The sequence below is a fragment of the Amycolatopsis acidicola genome, from assembly GCF_007713735.2.
In the GTDB taxonomy this organism is placed as follows: domain Bacteria; phylum Actinomycetota; class Actinomycetes; order Mycobacteriales; family Pseudonocardiaceae; genus Amycolatopsis_E; species Amycolatopsis_E acidicola.
Map to the genome: position 1 here is coordinate 1 of NZ_VMNW02000087.1, position 16,651 is coordinate 16,651.

Consider the following 16,651-nt stretch of genomic DNA (forward strand, 5'->3'; position numbering starts at 1 on the left):
AACCACCCCACCACCCCCGCGCCGCGCGCGAAGGCGAGTCGAGCCGGGTCAGTCGAGGCGTTGTGCGCCGAGGTGCTCCGCGAGTAGCTGGTGCGCGATGGCTTCCGGGTCGTGCGCCTGGGCCGGGGTGGCGGGCGCCGAGTTGTCCTCGGCGTCGGCCAGCATAGACTCTTCGTCCTCCGGCTCGGGCGGCAGCGGGATGTCCGGTTCGGTGGTGGCCACCTGCGGGCGCGCGGGCGGCGACGGTGGGGCCGCCGGCGTCGCCGGGGGCTGGGCTTGCGCGGCAGGGCGCTGGAAGGTGCGCTGCGGCGGCTGCGGAGTCTCCCGCGAGGTGGTGCTGGGCTGCGGGCGCGGGCCCGCCCCGCTAGGGCGGGCGGAACCACCACCGCCTCCGCCGTGCACACAGCGCACCTGCCAGGTGCCACCGAGCACCTCGTGCAGCGCGGCGGCGATGAACTCGGCGTTGCGCGGCTCGGAAAGCCTGCGCGCCAACGGTTCCGCGGTATGCGCGAGCACCACCTGCGAACCCTCGACGCTCTGCACCGTCGCGTTGGTGACCATCGCCTCGGTGCTGCGGCTGGTCTTCCGGATCGCGGCGAGCAGGTCCGGCCAGATCCGGCGGATGGCCGTCGCGTCCACGCCACCGGGCGACGCGGGCGCGGCCTCCTGCACAGGTTCCTCTTGCACCGCAACAGGTTCCGGCGCGGGGGCAGCCGGCTCCGGCGGCTTGGCCTGCTCCGGCGCCGGGCGCTCGGACGCAGGCCGTGACGGCTCGGGCCGCGTGTGCTCCGAGGCGGAGCGCTGCGAAGGCCGTTGGAAACGCTCGGGAGCGCCGCGGGCGGGCGCGGGCGCTTGTGGCGGCGCCTGTCCATCGGCGGCAGGCGCCGCGGCAGCAGGCGGCCCAGCGGCAGCGGGCGCAGCCTCGGCCCGGCGCTCGAGGCGCTCGAGCCGTTGCAGCATCGCGGCTTCGTCCTCCGCGGCCGAAGGCAGCAGCATCCGCGCGCACAACAGCTCGAGCAGCAGCCGCGGCGCGGTGGCACCCCGCATTTCGAGGAGTCCATTGTGGACGATCTCGGCGTAGCGGGTGAGGGTGGCCGGGCCGATTCGTTCGGCCTGGCCTGCCATCCTGGCCAGTTCGTCCTCCGGCGCGGAGACGAGTCCGCGCGCCGCGGCGTCGGCCACCGAGCGCATCAGTACGAGGTCGCGCAACCGGTCGAGCAGGTCGGACGCGAATCGGCGCGGGTCGTGCCCGGCCTCGGCGAGTTTCTCGACAGTGCCGAACACCGCGCCGGAGTCATCTGCGGCGAGCCCGTCGATCATGTCGTTGATCAGGGCGACGTCGGTGACTCCGAGCAGCGCCATCGCGCGCTGGTAGTCCACGCCCTCCGGCCCCGCGCCGGCGAGCAGCTGGTCGAGCACCGACTGGGTGTCACGGGCCGAGCCGCCGCCCGCGCGGATCACCAGCGGGTACACGGCCGGGTCGACGTGGATGCCTTCGGCGGCGACGTTGCGTTCCAGCAGGTCCCGCATCGAGCTGGGCGGGATCAGCCGGAAGGGGTAGTGGTGGGTGCGCGAACGGATCGTCGGCAGCACCTTGTCGGGTTCGGTGGTGGCGAAGATGAAGATCAGGTGTTCTGGCGGCTCTTCGACGATCTTGAGCAGGGCGTTGAAACCCTGCGTGGTGACCATGTGCGCCTCGTCGATGATGAACACCCGATAGCGCGATTCCGCCGGGGCGTAGAAGGCCTTGTCGCGGAGTTCGCGGGCGTCGTCCACGCCACCGTGGCTGGCCGCGTCGAGTTCCGTGACGTCGATGCTGCCGGAGCCCTCGGGTGCGAGCGCTTTGCACGAGTCGCATTTGCCGCAGGGGTCGGGCGTGGGGCCTTCGACGCAGTTGAGGGAGCGCGCCATGATGCGGGCGCTCGACGTCTTGCCGCACCCTCGCGGCCCGGAAAACAGGTACGCGTGGTTGATGCGGCCGGAGGACAGGGCGGTGCGCAGGGGTTCGGTGACGTGCTCCTGCCCGACCACCTCGGCGAAGGTCGCCGGCCGGTACTTGCGGTAAAGAGCCAAAGCCACGCCGCGAGACTACCGACCATCCCCGACACCGTCAGCGCCGGACCGCCCCGCCACGCACCTCTCCGCCCGCCGGACAGGTGCGGGCGGACGCCCCCGGGCGGAACGAGGGTCGCGTGGCGGGCGAAGGCCCTGCGCGCGGAACGAAAGCCCGCCCGACAGGCGCCGAGGGCTCCGGCGGCCGAAGGGCTGTGTGCGAAGCGAAACCTTGCCCAACAGGCGCCGAGGGAGGGACCTGGCAGGCAAGGGGCTGCGTACGGAGCGAAAACCAGCCCGACAGGCGCCGAGGGCTCCGGCGGCCGAAGGGCCTGTCTGCGGAGCGAAGGTCTGTGTGGCAGGCGAAGAGGGTTCCAGCGGGCGGCAGGCCTCCGCACACGACCCTTCGCTCCGCTACGGCCCCTCCGCTCCGGGCCGCCCTCCACACAGCCCCTTCGCTTCGCTACGGGGCTTGTCCCCACCTCACGCCCCCAATGCCGAAGGCGAGGAGCACACACCGCGGGGGGGGTTTGGGGGCTCGGCCCCCCAACATGATGAGGGCCCCCTCCCCTCCGGGAAGGCGCGAAGCGCCGAACAGGAGAACTGAGGGGACCCCCGCACCCGTCAGAGCCTGCTTATCCTTGCTGCCTTCCGGCCCTGGGGAGGTTCACAGGATGGACGCCGCGGGGGTCCGTCTCACAGTGTACTCATGACCCGGCGAGTGGCTTCGTCAGGTCGTAGACGGTGCTGCTGCCGACTGTGGTCGAGGTGAAGTTCTGCTCGACCCAGGTGGAGATGGAGCCGCTGCCGTCGCGGCCGCCGCCGCCGAAGCCGCCCATGCCGCCGGAGACGTAGTAGGTGATGTCGCCGTCCTTCACGTACTGCTGGAACTGCGCCAGCGTGGGTGCCGGGTCGCCGCCGTTGAAGCCGCCGATCGCCATCACGGACTTGTCGGAGTTCAGCGCGAGGCCTGCCGCGGACATCGATCCGTTGGCTGCCGCCGCCCATTTCGTGGTGGTCTGTTTGAGCAGGTTGATCAGCGCGGTGTCGGTCTGGCCGCCACCGGAGCCGCCGGGGCCGCCGCCCGTTCCGCCGCCCATGCCGCCGCCGAAGCCGCCCATGCTGCTGGTGTTCGGGCCGGACGTCGGGATGGAGCCGGTGTGCGGGAGGCTCGCCGTCTCCACGGCGTACGCGGTCGTGCCGAGCATGCCGGTGATCAGGGCGCCGACACCGAGCACAGTGGCCAGTTGCCGGATGCGGTCGGCGCCGAACAGCAGGCCCGCCACGAACACGGCGGTCAGCACGAGGATCGTGAACCGCAGCCATGGCTGCCACGACGACACGCGCTCCAGCAGGATGAAGTCCCACACGCCGGTGACGGCGAGCATCACGGCGAGCCAGACGCGGGCCGGGAAGTTGTGCCGTCCCTTCCACAGCTCGACCGCGCCGATGCCGATCAGCCCGCCGATGCCGGGGGCGAGCGCCACCGTGTAGTACGGGTGGATCGTGCCGCTCATGTAGCTGAACACCAGCGCCGTGACGACCGTCCAGCCGCCCCAAAGCAGCAGCGCCGCGCGAGTCCTGTTGGTGCGCGGGGAAAACCGCGTGAACCACAGTCCGGCGACCAGTGCGATCAGCGCGGCGGGCAGCAGCCAGGAGATCTCCGAGCCGAACGACGAGCCGAACATGCGGGTGATGCCGGTGTCACCGCCGAACATGCCGCCGCCACCACCGCCACCGCCTCCGCCACCGTTGCCCTCGCCGCCGAAGATGCGGCCGAGACCGTTGTAGCCGAAGGCCAGTTCGAGCGCGCTGTTGTCCGTCGAACCGCCGATGTACGGCCTGCTCGACGCGGGCCAGAACGCGACCACCGCGACGTACCAGCCCGCGGACACGATCACCGCGAGCCCGGCCGCCAGCACCTGCAGGATCCGTTTGCCGATCCCGGTCGGCGCCGCGACTAGGTACACCAGCGCGAACGCCGGGAGCACCAGGAACGCCTGCAGCATCTTGGTGATGAAGCCGAACCCGATGGCCACTCCGGCGAACACCAGCCACCACGTGCTCGCCTTGTCCAGCGCCCGCACGGTGCAGTAGGCGCCGACGGTCATCAGCAGCACCAGCAGGGCGTCCGGGTTGTTGAACTTGAACATCATGGCCGCGACCGGGGTCAGCGCCAGCACGGAACCGGCCAGCAGCCCGGCGGCCGGGCCGTTGGTGCGCTTCACGGTGAGGTACAGCAGCCCGACGGAACCCACGCCGCACAGGGCGTTGGGCACCAGCATGCTCCAGCTGGAGAACCCGAAGATCCGCCCGGACAGTGCCATCATCCACATCGCGGCCGGCGGTTTGTCGACCGTGATGATGTTGCCGGGGTCGAGGGAGCCGAAGAACAGCGCTTCCCAGTTCTTCGTGCCTGCCTGCACAGCCATCGCGTAGAAGTCGTTGCCGTAGCCGGACGCACCGAGGTTCCACAGGTACAGCACCGCGGTCGCGAGCAGCAGAACAGCCACGGAGGGACGGACCCACCGTGGCCTGCCGGTTGCTTGCGTGGCTGCGACGGGGCCGGACCCCACAGACCGGGGTGGTGCGGCGGACGCAGTCGTCATCTGCGAATTTCTCCTAACGGTTTTTCCGGAAGACCCAGCTGCGGAACAGGAGGAAGCGCAGCACGGTGGAGGCCAGGTTGGCCAGCACCAGGACGGCGAGCTCGGCGAACCGGCCCGGCTCACCACCGGCGTGCAGCAGCGCCAGTGACCCACTCGTGAGCGCGAGCCCGAGCGCGAACACGATCAGGCCCTCGAACTGGTGCCGCCCGGCGCCCGCCGAGCCTCGCACGCCGAAGGTGAACCGGCGGTTGGCCGCGGTGTTGGCGATCGCGGTGATCAGCAGTGCCGCGAAGTTCGCGATCTGCGCGCCCATTCCCTGCCGCAGCAACACATAGAGCACCAGGTACGCCAGTGTGCTGGCGACCCCGATGGCCGCGAACCGGACCAGCTGCATGGCCAGTTTCGGGGGCACCCCCGGCGTCGACACTCCGATCGGCTCCCGTCCGAGTTGGGCGCGGATCTCACTGATGGGCAGGCTGCCCTTGGCGAACGCGCGGATCATCCTGGCCACGCCCTTGAGGTCCGCGGTGGCGGTGGCGACGATGTGCACCGAGGAGTTCGGGTCGTCCACCCAGTCCACCGGCACCTCGTGCGTGCGCAGCCCCGCACGCTGGGCCAGCACGAGCAGTTCGGTGTCGAAGAACCAGCCGGTGTCCTCGACCAGCGGCAGCAGCTGCTTGGCGACGTCCGCGCGGATCGCTTTGAACCCGCACTGCGCGTCGGAGAACTTGGCGGCCAGCGCCCCGCGCAGGATCAGGTTGTAGCTCCGCGAGATGAACTCCCGCTTCGGCCCGCGGACCACCCGCGCGCCGCGCGCCAGCCGTGAACCGATGGCGAGGTCGGAGTGCCCGGAGATGAGCGGGGCGACCAGTGGCAGCAGCGCCGCGAGATCGGTGGACAGGTCGACGTCCATGTACGCCAGCACCTGCGCGTCCGACGCCGACCAGACCGCGTTGAGCGCTCTGCCCCGCCCTTTCTGGTCCAGGTGGAACACCTCGACCTGAGGGATCTCGGCGGCCAGTCGCTCCGCGATGGCGAGTGTGCTGTCGGTGCTCGCGTTGTCCGCGATGGTGATCCGGAACTGGTACGGGACGGTGTCCCGCAGATATGCATACAACCTGTGCACACATTGTGCGATGTCGGTTTCCTCGTTGTATACCGGAATGACCACGTCGAGGACGGGGGTGGAGCTGCCTTCGGATGAGAGGGCCCGCGCCGCTGCGGGGGAAGCGTCTGCGGAGGTCGTCATGGCACCAACGTTGGCTGGCGCAGGTGTGTCAACCTTGTGGCCAAGCTGTGCGGAGGCTGTGAGCAGGCCACTATCGGGCGAGATCACTCACCTAGTTGGCCACTAATTAACGTGCACGAAATCATCGGCGGGTTTCGCCACCGGAAAACGCACGAGGAATTCCGTTCGTCCCGGTTTGCTCCGGACGCTGACTTCGCCCCCGTGCACGCCGACCACGGCGGCCACGATCGCGAGTCCGAGCCCGGTGGAGCCCGCGGCGCGCGAGCGCGAAGTGTCGCCCTTCGCGAATCGCTCGAACACCCCCGGGAGTACCTCTTCGGGAATTCCGGGCCCGTTGTCGGTGACAGTCAAGGAAACCCGGCCATCCGAAGTGGACAGTGCGGCGGTGACGACGGTGCCGGGCGGGGTGTGCGTGCGCGCGTTCGACAGCAGGTTCAGCACCACCTGCTGGAGCTGGTCGGCGTCCCCGATCACCATGATCGGCTCCGGCGGCACGTCCAGCAGCCACCGATGCTCCGGACCCGCCACGTGCGCGTCCGCCACCGCGTCCATCACCAGCCGCGTGAGGTCCACCTGCTCGAACACCCGGTGCCGCCCGGAATCCAGCCGCGCGAGGAGCAGCAGCTCCTCCACGAGCGTGGTCATCCGCGCCGATTCCGACTCCACGCGGCTCATCGCGAACGCGATGTCGGGGGGCACCTTGTCGCCGCTGCGCCGGGTCAGCTCCGCGTAGCCCCGGATGGCGGCCAGCGGGGTGCGCAGCTCGTGGCTCGCGTCGGCGACGAACTGGCGGACCCGGCTCTCGCTCTCCTGCCGCGCCGTCAGCGCCGCGGACACGTGCCCGAGCATCCGGTTGAACGCCGCGCCCACCTTGCCGACCTCGGTACGCGGGTCGGTGTCCACCTGGGGCACCCGCACGGAAAGCGCTACCTCACCGCGGTCGAGCTGGAGCTCGGAGACCTGGGAAGCCGTGCGCGCCAATCTGTTCAGCGGCCGCAGTGTCTGCCGGATGGTCACGACGCCGATGCCGCCGGCGAGCAGCAGCCCGACCAGCGCCACCCCGCCGAAGATGAAGCCGAGCCGCCACAACGTGGCCGTGACGTCGTCCAGCGGCAGCCCGGTGATCATCACCGAACCGTTCGGGTTGTGCACCGAAACCACGCGGTAGGAGCCGAGCGGATCACCGAGCTGGACGGTGCGCCGTTCGCCGTCGGCAGGCAGGTTGACCAGCGTGCTCAGCTGGTCGGCCGAAATCGGGTCGCTCGGGAACGGGTTTTCCGCCGTGGGCGCCACCCCGCCCCGCAGCACGCCGGCCAGCGTGCTGCCGTCGGGTTCGATCAACACGGCCAGCGTGCCGATGCCCTGCCCGGACACGCGCAGCGAATCCGGCGGCCGCTGTTGGCCCTGCTGGTTCGTCGGCAAGCTGCCCGGCGGCGGGCCGTGCGTGCCGCGATCGGCCGCGGCCGCGAGCCTGTCGTCGAGCTGGTGGATCAGGAAGCTGCGCAGCGCCACCTCGGTGACCAGGCCGACCACCAGGCACACCACGGCGATCAGGGCGATCAACTGCGCGATGAGCTTCCCGCGCAGCGAGGACGGGAAGAAACGCCTGAGTGGGTGCTTGCTAGGTGGCGGGCTTGAGGACATACCCCGCGCCGCGCATCGTGTGGATCATCGGCTCCCTGCCCGCGTCTATCTTCTTCCGCAGGTATGAAATATAGAGCTCCACGATGTTGGCCTGCCCACCGAAGTCGTAACTCCAGACCCGGTCGAGGATCTGGGCCTTGGACAGGACGCGCTTGGGGTTGCGCATCAGGAAGCGCAGCAGCTCGAACTCGGTGGCCGTGAGCGAGATCGGCTCGCCGCCGCGGTGCACCTCGCGGCTGTCCTCGTCGAGCGTGAGATCGCCGACCACCAGCGTGGACCCGAGGCTCGCCGAGACACCGTGCGAGCGTCGCAGCAGCGCCCGCAGCCGCAGCACCACCTCTTCCAGGCTGAACGGTTTCGTCACGTAGTCGTCGCCGCCCGCGGTGAGCCCGGCGATCCTGTCCTCCACGGCGTCTCGCGCGGTGAGGAACAACACGGGCACGTTCGGCGTCTCGGCGCGCAGCTTGGTCAGCACCTCGAACCCGCTGAAATCGGGCAGCATCACGTCGAGGACGACGGCGTCGGGCCGGAACTCGCGCGCCGTCCGCACGGCGTCGTTGCCGCTGCCCGCGCTGCGGATCTCCCAGCCCTCCATGCGCAGCGCCATCGACACCAGTTCGGCGAGCGTCTCCTCGTCGTCGACGACGAGCACTCTGACCGGCGACCCGTCGGCCCGCTGGAGGTCGGCCTTGCTCTGCCCTGGGTTGGCGGCGTTCATGCTGGTCATGGTCCCATCCTGAGCGAGCCCGGTTGGCCCAGGCTGTGCGTCGTCTGTGGATTCCCTGTGAGCGCGCGGGTACACAGGGTGCGCCCACCTGCTACACAGCTTGCACACAGAAAGGGTGCCGAACCTGGTCGCGGTAAGCGGCGTGCCCTCGCGCGCGCCGACCTTCGGGAGAGGAAACGATGAGTACGGAGCCGACGACCACCCCCGAGGCGAAGGCCGAACCGGAGTCCGCGCCAGCCTGGGGCGATCCCCAGCCCCCCGCGCCGAAGTGGTCCGGCAAGAAGACCGCGATCGCGGCGGCCGTGGCGATCGTGATCGTCGCCGTCGGCGGGGTCGCGATCTACCTGGGCACGTCGTCCGCCGACAGCGAGCAGCAGGGCGGCATGGGCGGTTTCCCCGGTGGCGGCCGGATGGGCGGCATGGGCGGCCAGATGAGTGGCCTGACGAGCCTGGCCAGCGCGCTGCACGGTGACTTCACGGTCTCGGAGAACGGCAGCTACATCACCGAGCGGCTGCAGACCGGCGAGGTCAGCGCGCTCTCCGCCGATTCCATCACGGTGAAGAGCAAGGACAACTACACCCAGACCTACAAGCTGGACTCGTCGACACAGAAGGCGAGCAACCTCGCGAACGGGTCTTCGGTGACGGTGCTCGCAAAGGTCTCGGGCGACACCGCGACGGCGACCTCGGTCACCGACAGCAGCCAGAGCCAGCAGGGCGGCGGCCAGAACGGGAGCCAGCAGGGCGGCCAGGGCGGCTTCCCCGGCGGCAGTCAGGGCGGCATGCCCGGCGGCGGCCAGGGCGGGTTCCCCGCTGGCGGCCAGATGCCCGGCCAGCCCGGCTCGAACAACTGACGGTCGGCGGCGCGGGCCGCTGAGGAGACCAAGGCGCCCCCGGCTCTGCCGGGGGCGCCATTTCCGCACGTCCGCGAGCGGTGCGGGGTATCCGGTGTCCTCTCGCGACACCGGATGACGTGTGGTCAATAACACACGAAGCCGGTTAATCCGGGATCAGGCCCCGAGGTCGAACTGACCCGACTTGACCCCGGTGAGGAACGCCTGCCACTCGGCGGTGTCGAACACGAAGACCGGGCTGTTCACCAGCTTCGTGTCCCGTACCCCGACCAGCCCGGAGTCGCCGATGTTGACTTCGACACAGCTGCCGCCGTTGGGCTCGCTCGCGAAGGACTTCTCCCACTTCGTGTCCTCGAACAGCGCCACGGCCTTGGCCGGGTCGTAATCCAGCCGGCGCGGATATTCCGCCATCAGTCTTACCTCCGTGCTATCCGGCTTTCGCTCGTTGACGTGGGTAAACGAGTGAAAGCCGCGCTTTCCCTGTCCCGGTACGGGTTCCGCCGAGTGATCGAACCGTTGACCACTCGACACCAAGATTATTCCAGTAGTAGGATTAATCCCAGCGGTCGGGGTTGGCGCCTTCGAACGGGCCCGGTCCCGGCCGCGGGTCCACCGCAGGACACAACCTCTCGGGGGAGGTCACAGTGCTCGTTGGAAACGCCGGAAGCGCGGGGCTCGCCGACAGCCCGGCGCACGCCGAAGCGGCGCGGGTCGAAACCCTGCCGCGCGCCGACGGCCCGGTTCACGCGGCGCGCACCCCGAACGCGGGTGCCACGCTCACCACGGTTCCCAGCCAGTGCGCGGGAGCGCCCCGGCTGGACGCGGCCCAGCGGCCCAAGCCCTTCATGGTCGTGGGTCTCGTGAACGGCCGCGAGGAATGCGCGAGAGCCGCCTGCCCCGACGAAGCACTCGCCCACATGATCGACTGGCTGCACGCCGACGAAGAGGCCGCGGCGGTCTGGTACCTGCGCGAGGACTGGCCCGAGCCCGTCACCGTCGTCGGCCGCCCGGTGCGCGGGCTCGTCGGCGAGAGCCGCCGCTCGGCGCACCTGTTCACGCTCGAGCCCGGCACCGTGCTCTACGGTTCGCTCACCGCCCGCTGCGGCACCGAACTCACGCTGCCCCAGGTGGAATGGCTTCAGCCGGGTGCGGGGATGCCCTGCGAGTGCTGCCTCGCGCTGGCTCCGGGTCTGGCGGCCTGATGCCATGACCGTGCGGATCGGGAACGTCGCGCTGGCAGACAGCCGGCTCGACCGCGGGGAACGGATTCCCGCGGCCCGGATGCGCTCGGTCGCGCTGAGCATCGCCCGCCGCCGCAGGCACGTCTGGTGGTACCACTTCGGTTTCGGCGAACCGAGACCCCGCTAGGGTTTCCGGCCCACTCCACCCAAACCGACCGACAGCGAAGGGTTTTCGGCGAACCTCGCGGACGCCTTCGCCGGCCCCTCCTTCGGCCGCCATTCCGGTAGCCACACCAGACCCGGCTCCACCAAAGGGAAATCCCCGAAGAACCCGGCGATTTCGGCGCGGCCGCGGGAGTACACCGGGGTGCTGGACTGTTCGTACAGCTCGAAGACGGCGCTGATCTCGGCGACCTCCTCCGGCGGTAACCGGAGTCCTTCCTTGGTGCCGTGGGTGATGATCAGGTACGAACCGCCGGGCAGCAGCTCCCGGTAACGCGCCATGATCTCCGCCGCCGGTTCCGCGGGCGAGAGGAAATGCAAGGCAGCGCACAGGATCAGGCCGATCGGCCGCCCGGTGTCGAGCACCCCCGTCGCCGCCGCCTGCTTCCACACCGCGGCGACGTCGCGGAAGTCCGCGCGCACCACCGCATGCCGCTCCGGGTCGCCGTGTTCTTCCAGCAGTAGCTCGGAATGCGCGACGGCGACCGGCTCGCGGTCCACATACACGCACCGGCTGGAGCCGTCGAGCTCGTCGGCGGCCTCGTGCACGTTGCCGACCGTCGGCACGCCGGAGCCGAGGTCGAGGAACTGGGAAACCCCGTGGCGCACGCAGTACCGCACGGACCGGCCGAGGAACTCGCGGTTCGCCCTGGCGATCGTGCGCGCCATCGGCACGTGCTTGACGATCAGCTCGCCGAAGGAGCGGTCGATGGCCCAGTTCGCGGTGCCGCCGAGCAGGTAGTCGTAGATCCGTGCGGCGTTCGGGTGCTCGAGGTCGACTCCCTCGGGCGCCGGCTCACTCATCGGACCCCCAGCCGTCCTTACGGGTTTTGGCCCATTTTGCGCCGGTAGTCCTCCGCCAGCTCCTTGAGGAACTCCCGGGTCTCCTGACGCTCCAACGCCGCGCCGCGCAACCTGTCCCAGCTGTCGACGAACAGCTGGAAGTCCTTCTGGTCATCGAGGTAGAGCCCGCTCGCGGAATGCTCGATGTAGACGAAATCCCTTGTGCGGTCCGGGAAGCGCATGATCGTGAAGTCGTTGGGCACGGACGCCAGCCGCGCGTCGAACTTCAGCACGTGCACGTAGATCCGCTGGCGGCGGTCCAGCTCCATGAGGTGCTCGATCTGGTCCAGCATCACCGCGGGCGCGTTGCCACCCGGCGCGCGCCGCAGCGCGGCTTCGCTCAGGATGAAGCGGTAGTACGGCGGCTGCGGCTGATCGAACACCGACTTGCGGTCGAGCCTGTTGCGCACCAGCGAAGTGACGTCCGTCGCACCGAATTCGGTGAACTGCTTGAGCATGTAGTGCTCAGACTGCAGCGGGCCGGGAATCCGTTCGCCGTGCCAGGTCATGATCTCGACGGCGGCCGGTTCGAGGTCGGTGAAGGTGCGGAACCAGTGCGGCACCACGGATCGGTAGCCGGACCAGTGCCCGCGCTGACCGGCGGCGGCGCGCGCCAGGCCCATCAGCGCCTCGGACTCGTCACCGTTGATACCGAAGGCGTCCAGCATCGCGCGGACATCGCCCAGCTTCACGCCGACGGCCCCGGACTCGATCTTGTTGACCTTGCCCTGGGTGCAGCCCAGTACCTCGGCGACCTGCTGCTGGGTCATGCTCGCCGCGGTGCGTGCGTGGCGGAGCTCGTTGCCGAGTTGCTTCCGTCGTGAGGTGACTGTGCTAGCCATTGCTCACTTCCCGGCCCTCGCCCTTTCCACGACGCCTCGAACCCATTCCGCTCATGATCGTAAGTCGCTGACCCTACCGAACCGCGCCATGCTTTGACACGTGCCTGCGTAAAGGATCTCAGGAATCACCGGTGAACGCTAGTTACTCGCGCGTTCACCAGGCAGAACCGGGCGGCGCGCTAGGGTTTGGCTGTAGGCGAAGACGGAAGGCGGAGCAGTGAGCAAGAAGGCGAGCATCGGGGTCACCGGGCTGGCGGTCATGGGCCGCAACCTGGCCCGGAACCTGGCCCGGCACGGGCACACCGTCGCCCTGCACAACCGGTCCGAGGCCCGCACCAGGGAACTGGTCGAGCAGTTCGGCCACGAGGGCGAGTTCATCCCGACCTACTCCGCGCAGGAGTTCGTCGACGCGCTCGACCGGCCGCGGCAGATCGTGATCATGGTCAAGGCCGGTGCGCCGACCGACGCCGTGATCGACGAGTTCGCGCCGCTGCTGGAAAAGGGTGACGTGATCGTCGACGCGGGCAACGCGCATTTCGCCGACACGCGCCGCCGCGAAGCCGCGCTGCGCGAGCAGGGCCTGCACTTCGTCGGCACCGGCGTCTCCGGCGGCGAGGAGGGCGCGCTGCACGGGCCGAGCATCATGCCCGGCGGTTCGGTCGAGTCGTACCAGTCGCTCGGCCCGCTGTTCGAGGACATCTCGGCCAAAGTGGACGGTGTGCCGTGCTGCACGCACATCGGCCCCGACGGCGCCGGGCATTTCGTGAAGATGGTGCACAACGGCATCGAGTACGCCGACATGCAGCTGATCGCGGAGTCCTTCGACCTGCTGCGCGGCGCGCTGGGCTACGAGCCGGCGCGGATCGCCGAGGTCTTCAAGACCTGGAACACCGGCAGGCTGGACTCCTACCTCATCGAGATCACCGCCGAGGTGCTCAAGCACACCGACGCCGCGACCGGGAAGCCGTTCGTGGACATCGTCACCGACCAGGCCGAGCAGAAGGGCACCGGCCGCTGGACGGTGCAGATCGGGCTCGACCTCGGCGTGCCGATCAGCGGGATCGCCGAGGCCGTGTTCGCGCGTTCGCTGTCCGGCAGCGCGGACCTGCGCAAGGCCAGCCGCGGCCTGCCCGGCCCGGCACGGAAAGCGCTTTCCGGTGCCGAGGCCGAGAGCTTCGCCGACGACGTGGAGCGCGCGCTCTACGCGTCCAAGATCGTGGCGTACGCGCAGGGCTTCAACCAGATCCAGGCCGGCGGTGCCGAGTACGGCTGGGACATCGACCTCGGCGCGGTGGCGAAGATCTGGCGCGGCGGCTGCATCATCCGCGCGAAGTTCCTGGACGACGTGACGGCGGCGTTCGCGGCCGAGCCGAAGCTGCCGACCCTGCTCACCTCGGGCGACTTCCGCAAGGCGGTCGAGGACGCGCAGGACTCGTGGCGTTCGGTGGTGGCCACCGCGGTGAAACTGGGCATCCCGACGCCCGGCTTTTCCACCGCGCTGGCCTACTACGACGCCCTGCGTGCCGAGCGGCTCCCCGCCGCGCTGGTGCAGGGGCAGCGCGACTTCTTCGGTGCGCACACCTACCGCCGCGTCGACAGGGAGGGCTCGTTCCACACCGAGTGGGCCACCGACGAGCGGGCCGAGCACTCCGCGTGAGTCAGCGGGTGGGGGCCGCCTCGCCGGCGGCCCTCATCCCTTGCCGGGGAACATCGTCGCGAGCACGGCCTTGATCTCGGCATCCACGACTTCTTTGGTGACACCGAGTTCGACGAGGATGTCGGCGGCCGGGCCCTCGCCCTGTTCGAGCAGCCCCAGCAGGATGTGCTCGGTGCCGACGTAGTTGTGCCCGAGCCGCAGGGCTTCCCGCACGGTCAGCTCGATCACCTTGCGGCTCTGCGGGCTGAACGGGATGTGCACGTCCGGCTCACCGCCGCCGGGCGGAAGCGCGGCCGTGATCCGCTCGCCCAGCACCGCGGGCGAACCGCCGAACTTCTCGATCGCCTTGGCCGCGAGGCCCTCCCGTTCGCCGATCAGGCCGAGCAGGATGTGCAGCGGTTCGATCTGTTCGTTGCCGACGCCGCGCGCGCTGCGCTCCGAGTGGACCAGCACGCGCCGCGCCCTGTCGGTGAACCGGCTGAAGTGCGCGGTGGCGTCCTCGAAGGAAAACTCCTTGGGGACGAAGCGTTTCTGCGCGGCCTGCTTCGAAACCCCCATGTTGGCCCCGATTTCGGACCAGGAGGCACCGGAACGCCTTGCCTGGTCGACGAAATGGCCGATCAGATGGTCGGCGACCTCACCGACCTCGTCGGCGACGGCCATCGCGCCCGCCAGCTGCTGCAGCGCGTCGGCGCCCGGGTTTCTGCTCTTTACGGACTCGATCAGGTCGTCGAGCCGGACTGGTGAGTTCATGCCGTCAACCTTAGGTTGACGACCTCGGGTCGTCAACCTAAGGTTGACGCAAAAGCCAGTCCGCTTCCAGCGAAACCGACGAGCACGAACACCGCCATCGGCAGCGCGTTGTCCACCCCGATCGCGCCGACCAGCGGCGAAGCGATCGCCCCCAGCACGAACATCCCGCCGCCGAGCAACGCCGACGCGGCGCCGGACGCCTCGCGCCCGTACTCCTGGCCGAGCGTGGTGACGGACGGGATCAGGAAGCCCAGCGTGCCGATCGCGAAGAACAGCAGCACCCAGGTGCTCACGAGACCGCCGAGCCCGGATACCAGCAGCACCACCAGAAGCGCGGCCGCGATCAGTCCGAAAAGGACACCCGAGGCGAGCAGCAGCCGGGGCCGCACCCGCCCGGCGAGCCTGCCGAAGATCGTGGCACCGGCGAGCATCCCGAGCGCGTTGGTGGCGAAGATCAGGCTGTACTGCGTGGCCGAGGCGCCGTACAGATCCTCGAAGACGAACGAGGATCCGGCGATGTAGGCGAACAGCGAAATCCCGTTGCAGGAAGCCACAAGCACGTACCCGGCCATCGTCCGGCGCGACAGCAGCCGCCCCATCGCGCGGAACGTGGCGCCGATCCCGGCCGCGTGCCGTCGCTCGGGCGGCAGGGTTTCCGGTACGCCGCCGAGCACGCCGGCCACCAGGAGCAGCCCGAACAAAGCCAGCGCCACGAACACGAACGGCCAGGAGCTGACCGCGAGAATGCCGCCGCCCAGCACCGGCGCCGCGATCGGCGCGACGCTCGTGATCACGACCAGCGTGGAGAACCGGCGCGCGGCGGCCGCTCCTTCGTACACGTCGGCCACCACCGCTCGCGCGACCACGATCCCGGCCGCGCCGGTGAAACCCTGCAGCAGCCGGGCTGCCACGAGCACCTCGATACCCGGCGCCAGCGCGCAGACCACGGAGAAAACGGTGAACAGCGCGGCGCCGAAGAGCAGCAACGGCCTCCTGCCGAGCGCGTCGCTGATCGGCCCGAGCACGATCTGCCCGACCGCGAGGCCGAGCAGGAACGCCGTCATCGACAGCTGCACGCCCGCGCTGTCGGTGTTCAGGGAACGGGTCAGCTCCGGGAACCCCGGCACGTACATGTCGGTCGCGAAGGGCGCGACAGCCGTCAGCGCGGCGAGGACGAACAGGAGCAAACGCGGTCGTACAGGCGCTTCGGTGCGGACGCGCACCACCGGCTACCCCCCATCGATGCGCACGGTGCGCGGCGCCCCCAAGGTCCGGGAAATGCCGCGGGCCGCGGCACGCACGGCCGGAACCAGCGTACGTGGATCAGGGCCGTCGAACGGGACGACGATCGAGATCCCCGCCACAACAGTGTCTTCCGGGCCGTGGACGGGTGCGGCGACCGACAGCGAAACCAGCTCCACCTGCCTGTCGCTGATCACGAACCCGTCGCGCCGGATGTCGGCCAGCACCCGGCGCAGCTGCTCCGGCGAGTCGATGGTCTTCGGCGTGTACCGCTTGAGCGGGCGGGAAAGGAACTCCTCCTGCACGTCGGCGGGCGCGTTCGCGAGCAGCACCAGCCCGACGCCGGTGGCGTGCGCCGCCAGCCTGCCGCCGACGCGCGAGACGACGTTCACCGCGTGGCGCCCGGAGATCCGCTCGACGTAGACGACATCGGGCACGTCCAGCACCGCGAGCTGCACGTTCTCGTGCGTCGCCTCGTACAGGTCCTCCAGGAACGGCATCGCGCTCTCGCGCAGGCCCATCCCGCGCGGCGAAAGCGAAGCCACTTCCCACAGCCAGAGCCCGACCCGGTACCGGCCGTCCTCGTGCCGCTCCAGCGCGCCACGCCGGGCCAGCTCGCCGACGATGCGGTGCGCGGTCGACAACGGCAGGCCGGCCCGGCGGCTCAGTTCCGACAGGCTCAACGCCGGGCGATCCGGCGTGAACGTGCCCAGCACGTCGAGCACCCTGTCGACGACGGAGGGCGCCTGGGCCGAGGTGTGCCGCATCAGCCCAGG

The 16,651-nt window shown here is 69.9% G+C and carries 15 protein-coding genes and 1 other RNA gene; 4 read left to right on the plus strand and 12 right to left on the minus strand.

Annotated features, from left to right (window positions below):
* Positions 1–48: 48 nt before the first annotated feature.
* From FPZ12_RS36730 to FPZ12_RS36755, 6 genes are all read right to left on the minus strand, one after another.
* Positions 49–2,079 (minus strand): DNA polymerase III subunit gamma and tau, encoded by a 2,031-nt coding sequence (locus FPZ12_RS36730; RefSeq protein ID WP_150980669.1) that lies wholly within the window; start codon positions 2,077–2,079, stop codon positions 49–51.
* A 572-nt stretch (positions 2,080–2,651) separates the two neighbouring features.
* An RNA gene (gene ffs, locus FPZ12_RS36735) (signal recognition particle sRNA small type) lies at positions 2,652–2,750 on the minus strand.
* 9 nt (positions 2,751–2,759) lie between these two features.
* Positions 2,760–4,661: an ArnT family glycosyltransferase gene (locus FPZ12_RS36740; protein ID WP_150980671.1), complete on the minus strand. Its 1,902-nt coding sequence runs from the start codon at positions 4,659–4,661 to the stop codon at positions 2,760–2,762.
* Positions 4,662–4,674: 13 nt separating this feature from the next.
* Positions 4,675–5,910 carry a bifunctional glycosyltransferase family 2/GtrA family protein gene (locus FPZ12_RS36745; RefSeq protein ID WP_144753181.1) on the minus strand — a complete coding sequence of 412 codons (1,236 nt, stop codon included), beginning with the start codon at positions 5,908–5,910 and terminating at the stop codon, positions 4,675–4,677.
* A gap of 102 nt (positions 5,911–6,012) precedes the next feature.
* Positions 6,013–7,554: a sensor histidine kinase gene (locus FPZ12_RS36750; protein WP_144753178.1), complete on the minus strand. Its 1,542-nt coding sequence runs from the start codon at positions 7,552–7,554 to the stop codon at positions 6,013–6,015.
* A complete protein-coding gene (locus FPZ12_RS36755) occupies positions 7,532–8,281 on the minus strand; it encodes a response regulator transcription factor (RefSeq protein WP_144753175.1) in 750 nt (249 codons plus the stop codon). Before FPZ12_RS36755 ends, FPZ12_RS36750 begins: the two co-directional genes overlap by 23 nt.
* A gap of 179 nt (positions 8,282–8,460) precedes the next feature.
* On the opposite strand from FPZ12_RS36755, the gene FPZ12_RS36760 reads away from it, so the two are divergent.
* Entirely contained in the window at positions 8,461–9,135 is a 675-nt protein-coding gene (locus FPZ12_RS36760) for a hypothetical protein (protein ID WP_144753172.1), read from the plus strand.
* A 156-nt stretch (positions 9,136–9,291) separates the two neighbouring features.
* Here the strand turns inward: FPZ12_RS36760 and FPZ12_RS36765 are convergent, their stop codons facing one another.
* Positions 9,292–9,546: a DUF397 domain-containing protein gene (locus FPZ12_RS36765; RefSeq protein WP_144753169.1), complete on the minus strand. Its 255-nt coding sequence runs from the start codon at positions 9,544–9,546 to the stop codon at positions 9,292–9,294.
* A gap of 233 nt (positions 9,547–9,779) precedes the next feature.
* Here FPZ12_RS36765 and FPZ12_RS46720 point away from each other — a divergent pair, with 233 nt between their 5' ends.
* Both FPZ12_RS46720 and FPZ12_RS45835 read left to right on the plus strand, forming a co-directional pair.
* On the plus strand, positions 9,780–10,337 hold the full coding sequence (locus FPZ12_RS46720; RefSeq protein WP_243770226.1) for a hypothetical protein: 558 nt from the start codon (positions 9,780–9,782) through the stop codon (positions 10,335–10,337).
* Positions 10,338–10,341: 4 nt separating this feature from the next.
* The gene (locus FPZ12_RS45835) at positions 10,342–10,503 is read left to right on the plus strand and encodes a hypothetical protein (RefSeq protein WP_166463029.1); all 162 of its coding nucleotides are present in this window, start codon (positions 10,342–10,344) and stop codon (positions 10,501–10,503) included.
* On the opposite strand, the gene FPZ12_RS36775 is transcribed toward FPZ12_RS45835, so the two are convergent.
* Complete coding sequence (locus tag FPZ12_RS36775; protein ID WP_144753166.1) at positions 10,500–11,342, minus strand: SAM-dependent methyltransferase; 843 nt, start codon at positions 11,340–11,342, stop codon at positions 10,500–10,502. The genes FPZ12_RS45835 and FPZ12_RS36775 overlap by 4 nt on opposite strands.
* Before the next feature lie 17 nt (positions 11,343–11,359).
* Positions 11,360–12,223, minus strand: a complete 864-nt coding sequence (locus FPZ12_RS36780) for a helix-turn-helix domain-containing protein (RefSeq protein ID WP_144753163.1) — start codon at positions 12,221–12,223, stop codon at positions 11,360–11,362.
* A gap of 217 nt (positions 12,224–12,440) precedes the next feature.
* Here FPZ12_RS36780 and gndA point away from each other — a divergent pair, with 217 nt between their 5' ends.
* Positions 12,441–13,880 (plus strand): NADP-dependent phosphogluconate dehydrogenase, encoded by a 1,440-nt coding sequence (gene gndA / locus FPZ12_RS36785; protein ID WP_144753160.1) that lies wholly within the window; start codon positions 12,441–12,443, stop codon positions 13,878–13,880.
* 33 nt (positions 13,881–13,913) lie between these two features.
* On the opposite strand, the gene FPZ12_RS36790 is transcribed toward gndA, so the two are convergent.
* The 3 genes from FPZ12_RS36790 to FPZ12_RS36800 are packed head-to-tail and all read right to left on the minus strand — an operon-like array spanning position 13,914 to position 16,642.
* The gene (locus FPZ12_RS36790; RefSeq protein WP_144753157.1) at positions 13,914–14,633 is read right to left on the minus strand and encodes a Clp protease N-terminal domain-containing protein; all 720 of its coding nucleotides are present in this window, start codon (positions 14,631–14,633) and stop codon (positions 13,914–13,916) included.
* 32 nt (positions 14,634–14,665) lie between these two features.
* A complete protein-coding gene (locus tag FPZ12_RS36795; protein WP_166463030.1) occupies positions 14,666–15,820 on the minus strand; it encodes a multidrug effflux MFS transporter in 1,155 nt (384 codons plus the stop codon).
* Between the two features lie 42 nt (positions 15,821–15,862).
* Positions 15,863–16,642, minus strand: a complete 780-nt coding sequence (locus tag FPZ12_RS36800) for an IclR family transcriptional regulator (RefSeq protein WP_144753152.1) — start codon at positions 16,640–16,642, stop codon at positions 15,863–15,865.
* Positions 16,643–16,651: the final 9 nt, after the last annotated feature.

Excerpts from the sequence above, each read along its gene's own strand:
- FPZ12_RS36780 (WP_144753163.1), bottom strand. The coding sequence starts at position 12,223 with ATGGCTAGCACAGTCACCTCACGACGGAAGCAACTCGGCAACGAGCTC.
- FPZ12_RS45835 (WP_166463029.1), top strand. The coding sequence starts at position 10,342 with ATGACCGTGCGGATCGGGAACGTCGCGCTGGCAGACAGCCGGCTCGAC.
- FPZ12_RS36745 (WP_144753181.1), bottom strand. The coding sequence starts at position 5,910 with ATGACGACCTCCGCAGACGCTTCCCCCGCAGCGGCGCGGGCCCTCTCA.
- FPZ12_RS36765 (WP_144753169.1), bottom strand. The coding sequence starts at position 9,546 with ATGGCGGAATATCCGCGCCGGCTGGATTACGACCCGGCCAAGGCCGTG.
- FPZ12_RS36800 (WP_144753152.1), bottom strand. The coding sequence starts at position 16,642 with ATGCGGCACACCTCGGCCCAGGCGCCCTCCGTCGTCGACAGGGTGCTC.
- FPZ12_RS36775 (WP_144753166.1), bottom strand. The coding sequence starts at position 11,342 with ATGAGTGAGCCGGCGCCCGAGGGAGTCGACCTCGAGCACCCGAACGCC.
- FPZ12_RS36755 (WP_144753175.1), bottom strand. The coding sequence starts at position 8,281 with ATGACCAGCATGAACGCCGCCAACCCAGGGCAGAGCAAGGCCGACCTC.
- FPZ12_RS36790 (WP_144753157.1), bottom strand. The coding sequence starts at position 14,633 with ATGAACTCACCAGTCCGGCTCGACGACCTGATCGAGTCCGTAAAGAGC.
- FPZ12_RS36760 (WP_144753172.1), top strand. The coding sequence starts at position 8,461 with ATGAGTACGGAGCCGACGACCACCCCCGAGGCGAAGGCCGAACCGGAG.
- FPZ12_RS36740 (WP_150980671.1), bottom strand. The coding sequence starts at position 4,661 with ATGACGACTGCGTCCGCCGCACCACCCCGGTCTGTGGGGTCCGGCCCC.
- FPZ12_RS36750 (WP_144753178.1), bottom strand. The coding sequence starts at position 7,554 with ATGTCCTCAAGCCCGCCACCTAGCAAGCACCCACTCAGGCGTTTCTTC.